The organism is uncultured Campylobacter sp. (assembly GCF_938045595.1).
GTDB lineage: Bacteria > Campylobacterota > Campylobacteria > Campylobacterales > Campylobacteraceae > Campylobacter_B.
The window spans coordinates 1-6,616 of record NZ_CALIBB010000083.1; the positions used below are offsets into that span (position 1 = coordinate 1).

Here is a 6,616-nt window from a genome sequence, read left to right on the forward strand (position 1 = left end):
CAACAGTGGTTTTTCCTGTTTGGCGGTCGCCGATGATGAGCTCGCGCTGTCCGCGGCCGATCGGCACTAGCGCGTCAATCGCCTTAAGGCCGGTCTGAAGCGGCTCATGGACGGATTTGCGAGCCATGATGCCTTTGGCCTTTTCCTCGACGAATCTAGTATCGCTGGTCTCTATCGCGCCTTTGCCGTCGATCGGCTCGCCTAGAGCGTTTACCACGCGTCCAATCATAGCATCGCCCACCGGCACGCGAAGCAGCTTGCCCAGTCTTTTTACGCTGCTTCCCTCGTTAATACCACTAGTATCGCCTAAAATAACGATGCCGACACTGCTCTCCTCTAAATTTAACGCGATACCACGAGCTCCGTTTTCGAATTCGACCATCTCGTTAGCCATTACGTTTTTTAAGCCGTAAACATTAGCAACGCCGTCTGCGACCGAAACGACCTTACCGGTTTCTTCGATATCAACGCTAAGATCGAAATTTTCGATTCGCTCTTTGATTATGCTGCTAATTTCGTCTGCCTTAATTTTCGCACCCACGCTTTACTCCTTTAAATTGCTTTTAAAATATATTCGCTCATTTTTTGTTTCAATCTATCAACTGAAAAACTAATCTCAAATCCAAGATCCTCGACTTCGATCTTAATGCCTTCAAGCTCGCTTTTAACGGGTTGCAGAGTAATATCTGCATTAAATTTCTTTGAAATTTTAGCCTCTAGCTCTTTTATTTTTGCGGCGTCTATTTCGGTAGCGGAATAAATTTTACCCAAATATTTATTATCCAGCGCCGCAATATTCTTGCGCAGTTCCTCGACTATCTGCGGGATCAGCGCAATACGCCTATTCTTAGCTAGAAGTTTAATAAAATTTACTATTTTTTCGCTTGGATTTTTTATAAACGACGCAATAAGTTCCACTTTGGATTCCTCTTTTAGCGTCGGAGATTTTACAATATCTTGGAATTTTGGAATTCTAAATGCGCTCGCGACGCTCTCGAGCGTCTGCAAAACAGAGCCTAGTTCATCTTTTTTATAGCTCAGTATCAGGGCGTTTACATATCTTTTTGAGGTGTTATTTATCATCATCCGACCTTTTTCTCTACGATTTTAACCAGTTTGTCTTGACCGAATTTAATATCATCCGATACAAAAATATCATCCAGTATCTCGCTTACGACCTCTTTTTTGATCTTACGCGCCTCAAAGCTCTTCTGCTCGTCGAAAGATTTTTGCAAATTCGCAATCTCTTGCTCGGTCGCATTTTTTATCTTTTCGGCGGCGAATACAATCTCTTTTTTAGCGGTTTCGATTAAAGCTGCGCCCTGAACCTTAGCATCTTGCAGATCTTTTTTAGCTTGTTCCTTGCGAGCTGCAGACTCTTTTAAAATTTTTTGATTAGCCTCAAGTCTAGATGCGATGCCGTTGATTCTACCTTGATATGCTGCTTTTGCGGGACCTTTTAAAAGATAAAACAAAATTCCGAAAAACAAAATGAAATTTATGCTTCGCCACAGCACGTCGTAGTCTTTGACCCCATCGTGCCCACCGCTTGCTAAAACAAGCGCCGGAACGATAAATAAAAATAGATATTTTTTCATACTAAAAACCTCATACTTTAGCCACGGCAGTGCTTAGAGCATTTTTAAATTCCGGAATTTTGGCTTGCAAATCATTTTTTAGGTTGCGCTTTTGCTCATCCAAACCGCCTAAGAATTGATCAAAATCCTCCTCCATCGCGGCTTTTTTCTCGGCTATTTCTCTGGCGGCAGCCTGCTTCGCACTATCCATCGCCTCTTGCTTTATTTTAACAGCTTGCAACTTCGCAGCATCCATGATCCTTACGATCTCTGCTTTATCGGCATCTGCATCCTGTGCGTTTTTCATCGCATTTGCCTCATCTTCTTTAATAATAGCTTCTCGCTTTTCCATATGCAAAAGTAGCGGTCTATAAAGCTTGGTATTTAAGAAGTAAATCAAAGCTAAAAATACGACGATGGTCGTTATCATGGCGGTCAAACTTACGTCTAGCATCGCACCTCCTCTAGGTTAGTTTTAAACAAAATGTGTATTTTACAATATGAAAAATTAAAATACACTATAAAAAATCATCCGATTTTCTTTAAAAACTCGGAAATTTGTAAAATTTCGCTAAATTCGATCGAAATTTTACGCTCTTTGATACTTATTTTACCAAATTGATCAAGCTTGGCCTTTAGCTTTAAAAGCTCAGGCTTGAAGCTTTGAAATTCCACGCCAAACTTTTTCTCTTTCGGAACGGTTTTATCTTTGAGCTTTTTTACTAAATTTTCGGTATCTCTTACGCTTAGACGCTGTCCTAAAATGGTATTTAGAGCTAAAATTTGATCCTCTTTTTCAAGTCCAACCATTATCTTGGCGTGCCCTTGCGAAATTTTATCTGCGCTTATGGCGTCTTGCACTTCGGAGCATAAATTTAAAAGCCTTAACGTGTTTGTAATCTGTGTGCGGGACTTTTTGATGATGTCGGCTAACTCCTCTTGCGTAATCCTGTATTCGCCGATGAGCTCCTTATAGGACTTAGCAAGCTCGATAGGATTTAGATCCTCGCGCTGGATATTTTCGATGAGGGCAAGCTCTCTTAAATTTTGAGATTTTATGTCCGCGACTACGGCTTTGATTTTACTCTCGCCCAAAAGCTTCGTCGCTCTTAGACGCCGCTCGCCGGCGATAAGGACGTAAGAATCATCTTTTTGAATAACAATGATAGGCTGAATAAGCCCGTGGCGGGCGATGCTTTCGCTCAGCTGCCTAAGTGCCTCCTCATCGAAGCTCTGCCGCGGTTGATATGGATTTGGCTCGATTTTATCGACATCGATTTCGATAACTAAACTATCTGCATTTCCGCTTTCTAGCTCCCTGTTATAGGAGCTTTCTACGTCGTCTAAAATCGCACCGAGCCCACGCCCGAGCGCTCTTTTTACCTTGCCCATTTTTGCTCCATTATGGATTTAGCGAGGTCTTGATAAGCGATGGAGCCAGCAGATTTTATATCGTATAAAACCACCGGCTTGCCAAAACTTGGGCTTTCAGCTAGCTTAATATTGCGCGGGATGATGACTAGATCATCACTCTTGCCGATACGAAAGAGCTTATCATCAAAATACTCGCGTAAATTCGCGACCGTTTCTTTGGCTAGATTGTTTTGCAAACTATACATCGTAGGTAAAAATCCGCGAATTTTTAAATTTTTATTGAGCGTTTGCTTGACGACTTTTACGGTATTTAGGATCAGCGCGACACCTTCAAGTGCATAGAATTCGCACTGAATCGGGATGATGACGCTATCGCTTGCGACCAAGGCATTTACCGTAATGCTACCGAGCGTCGGCGGCGAATCGATGATTATGAAATCATATCTATCCTTAACCTCGGAAATTTTATTTTTTAGCATTAGTTTGAAGTCTTTCTCTTCGCTTACTTCGCGCTCGATACCTACAAGTCCGATGTTTGACGGCACCAGATCCATAAACTCAAGTTCGGTCTTTTGGATCACTTCGGACATGCTCTTACGCCCCGTTAGGACGTGATAAATGTTAAATTCAAAGTCGCTGCGGTTAAAGCCAAGTCCGGTCGTAGCGTTCGCCTGAGGGTCTACATCGATCAGTAGAACCCGCTTTTTCTTTATCGCTAGCGACGCAGCGAGATTAACCGCTGTGGTCGTCTTTCCGACGCCGCCTTTTTGATTGGCAATCGTAATTACTTCACTCATCTTAAAGCATAAACCCTTTCTTCGTTTATTATGATCGATCCGTCTTCGCAAAGTTTAGCCTGCGCAAGCGAAATTTTTTCGCCGTTTAAATGGACGCTAAATTTTTGCGATTTTTGGAATTGTAACGAAAAATTTCTAAAAATTTGCTTCCACGGGATTTTATTTTCATATAGCGCAAAAAAGCCCTCTATAGCGTCTTTTGCGCTGATTTTTATATCTAAAATTCCCGCATATTCGGGCGCGCCGAGTAGGTTCATGCCGATGCCGCAGACGAGGGTATTTTTGATCTTATTTGTCATCGCTCCGCCGATTTTACGCTCGCCCAGATAAAAATCGTTGGGCCATTTTAGCCAAAGCTGCGAACCAAGCGATGCTAGAAGCTCCTGCATAATCATCGCAAAATATATGCTTGCCGACTGAGGCGGCACATCTGCGGGCAGATCGCTCTGCGCGACACAGAACGAAAATGCGAGATTGCCGCTCGCGCCCTCCCAATCATTGCCGCGCGAGCCGATACCGGCGCTTTGGCGATTTGCGGCGATCGCAAAAGGCGGCGTTATCCTGCATTCGCGCACGGCGTTCACCAAAAACTCCTGCGTGGAGGGCATTTGCTCTACAAATTCTACTTGCAAAACCCGCTCCTTGCGTAAGACGAAGGGCTCGCCTTGAAATATTGCAAGCGTTTAAATTCCGCGTAGCGATAGAGTTTTGAGACAAGATAAAATTTAGCACCATTAAATTTTACGATCTTGCTAAATTTTTCGGCAACGCAGATTTTCCCAGCGGCATTTCGATAAAATTTTAAAGCCCTGTCTCGCAAAAATTCTGCGGCACGATCATAGAATTTTAAATGGTGCGTGTTCGGTGTAGCGCCGTAAAGTCCGAAACCGCCAAAGCGAAATTTAAAGCTCCTGCGAGCGTAAAATTTTAGAGCATAGAAGTAAAATTTTAAAATTTTATAAAGCCTTGGTTTTGGAGCTTCGCTTCGAAATTCCGCACGGCAAAATTTTACTTCACGATCGCAGCGATACCTGGGGCAAAATTCCGTCGTAACGCCAAAAGTGCGGCGCAAATAAAATTTCCGCGTAGCATCATAAGCGCGGCGCAAAACGCGAGCCTTCAAAACCCAACCTAGCATAGCAGATTGCCGATCTTTAACCGCTTCCCGTTTAGATAGGCGCTAGCGTCCACGGGCTTTTTGCCCGGCTCTTGCACCTTCATGATCTTAACCGCGCCCTCGCCACAAGAAACGCAAAAGCCGAGCTTATCGACGCTTAAAATTTCGCCCGCGCGTTCAAATTTACGCCCGCGAGATTCGCGCAAAAGCTCTAGTTCTAAAATTTTTAACCCGCTAGCTAGATAAATCCCCGGCCAGGGCGTTAGCGCGCGAAATTTATTATAAATTTGCTCTGAGCTCTGCTCAAAGCTAAAAAGCCCGTCTGATTTGCTTATTTTTTTGCAGTGCGTAGCCTGCGCACCCTCTTGCTTTAGCGGCGTTAAATTTGCAAAATTTCGCAGCACGCGCACTATCAGCTCGCCCGCTAGATCGCCCAGCTCGTCAAACAGCTGCGCTGCCGTTTTGTCCTCGCAAGGCGTGTAGGCAAAATCAAGCATATCGCCCGTGTCAAGCCCCGCGTCCATCAGTATTGCCGTCACGCCGGTCTGCTTCTCGCCCGCTAGTAGCGCACTCTGGATCGGGCTCGCGCCGCGGTATTTTGGCAGGATCGAGGCGTGCAGGTTTATACAAGGCGCGATATCAAGGATAGCCTGCGGCAAAATTTTACCGTACGCTGCAACCACGATAAAATCAGGCTTTAGCTCTTTTATTTGCGCTACAACCGCCCCCTCTTTTAAACTCGCAGGCTGAAATATCGGCACGGCGGGCAGGTGCTGCTGCGCGTAAATTTTTACCTCGCTCGGAGTTAAAATTTGCTTCCTGCCGACGGGCTTATCAGGCTGCGTAAAGACGGCCGCGATCTCAAATTTCGCCTCCGCAAGCGCGCGTAAAATTTTAGCCGCATACTCGGGCGTACCCATAAAAACTATATTCATTGCCTTCCTCTCAAGCTAAATATCATATTTTTGCTCTCGTTTTTTAAACGCTTCCTTGCCGCCCTCAAGTTTTAGCAAATCTTCCCTATGGCTTAAATCTTCTATAGTAAAAGAGGTGCTAGTGCTAAATCCGTCAATATTCTCTAATTTTACAATAAGCTCTGCATCAGCATTTAATACAAAATTAGCATTATGCGTCGCAAAAATAATTTGCCTGCCATTCTTTTGCTGTTTGATTAATTCAACCAAGTAGTTGGCTATAAGCAAGCTATCCAAATGCGTTTCTGGTTCATCTATTATAATTGGATTATTCCCAAGAGAAAGTAGCATTACTATAACTGCGGTGCACCTTTGACCGAACGAAGATCGTTCTAATTTTTTATTATCATATAAAACTTTTAATATTTTATATTGATTAATATCTCTTAAATGCTTTTTGATAAGCAGTTTATATATCTCGAAATTTAAATCTAAAGAAAAAATATCGATTAAAATATTATACGCCTGTGAGTTCCTGTATGGAATATGTTCAATAAAATTTTGAGTATTTTCGGCATTTAAAACGCTATTGTATCCGACCTGCCGCAAATAATCTTTTGAAGTAGCAGATATTTTTAAATTAAGTATGCTTGCAAATTCATCAATAACATTATCAATAATATTGTCTTCCAAGGAGTAACATACTTGTATATTTTTAACATTTTGAGGGTTGCTGTTTGCTATGTCTGCAAAATAGTCATTAATATTAGAAATCTCTGCATCTATGTTATTTTTGAAATCATTTACATCGTCATCAATGTCTGAAATTGAAAATTC

9 protein-coding genes and 1 pseudogene are annotated in these 6,616 nt (G+C 42.8%); all 10 read right to left on the bottom strand.

Features of this window, described 5'->3' with window-relative positions; all coding sequences use genetic code 11:
- A pseudogene (locus Q0340_RS03220) lies at window positions 1-541 on the bottom strand (F0F1 ATP synthase subunit alpha); the annotation flags it as partial.
- Window positions 542-552: 11 nt separating this feature from the next.
- Window positions 553-1,083, bottom strand: coding sequence for a F0F1 ATP synthase subunit delta (locus Q0340_RS03225; RefSeq protein ID WP_297881233.1), 531 nt, complete (start codon window positions 1,081-1,083; stop codon window positions 553-555).
- Window positions 1,083-1,598 carry a F0F1 ATP synthase subunit B gene (locus Q0340_RS03230; protein ID WP_298082137.1) on the bottom strand — a complete coding sequence of 172 codons (516 nt, stop codon included), beginning with the start codon at window positions 1,596-1,598 and terminating at the stop codon, window positions 1,083-1,085. The genes Q0340_RS03225 and Q0340_RS03230 overlap by 1 nt, the downstream gene beginning before the upstream one ends.
- Before the next feature lie 10 nt (window positions 1,599-1,608).
- Window positions 1,609-2,031, bottom strand: a complete 423-nt coding sequence (locus tag Q0340_RS03235) for a F0F1 ATP synthase subunit B' (protein ID WP_298082138.1) — start codon at window positions 2,029-2,031, stop codon at window positions 1,609-1,611.
- A gap of 74 nt (window positions 2,032-2,105) precedes the next feature.
- Window positions 2,106-2,969 (bottom strand): ParB/RepB/Spo0J family partition protein, encoded by an 864-nt coding sequence (locus Q0340_RS03240; RefSeq protein WP_297881227.1) that lies wholly within the window; start codon window positions 2,967-2,969, stop codon window positions 2,106-2,108.
- A complete protein-coding gene (locus Q0340_RS03245; RefSeq protein ID WP_177389424.1) occupies window positions 2,957-3,748 on the bottom strand; it encodes an AAA family ATPase in 792 nt (263 codons plus the stop codon). The genes Q0340_RS03240 and Q0340_RS03245 overlap by 13 nt, the downstream gene beginning before the upstream one ends.
- Window positions 3,745-4,380, bottom strand: coding sequence for a biotin--[acetyl-CoA-carboxylase] ligase (locus Q0340_RS03250; protein ID WP_298082139.1), 636 nt, complete (start codon window positions 4,378-4,380; stop codon window positions 3,745-3,747). The genes Q0340_RS03245 and Q0340_RS03250 overlap by 4 nt, the downstream gene beginning before the upstream one ends.
- Complete coding sequence (locus Q0340_RS03255; RefSeq protein WP_298082140.1) at window positions 4,371-4,886, bottom strand: hypothetical protein; 516 nt, start codon at window positions 4,884-4,886, stop codon at window positions 4,371-4,373. The genes Q0340_RS03250 and Q0340_RS03255 overlap by 10 nt, the downstream gene beginning before the upstream one ends.
- Window positions 4,880-5,800: a methionyl-tRNA formyltransferase gene (gene fmt, locus Q0340_RS03260; RefSeq protein ID WP_298082141.1), complete on the bottom strand. Its 921-nt coding sequence runs from the start codon at window positions 5,798-5,800 to the stop codon at window positions 4,880-4,882. Before fmt ends, Q0340_RS03255 begins: the two co-directional genes overlap by 7 nt.
- 15 nt (window positions 5,801-5,815) lie before the next feature.
- The coding region (locus Q0340_RS03265; RefSeq protein ID WP_298082142.1) for an AAA family ATPase at window positions 5,816-6,616 on the bottom strand (801 nt) is incomplete at its 5' end.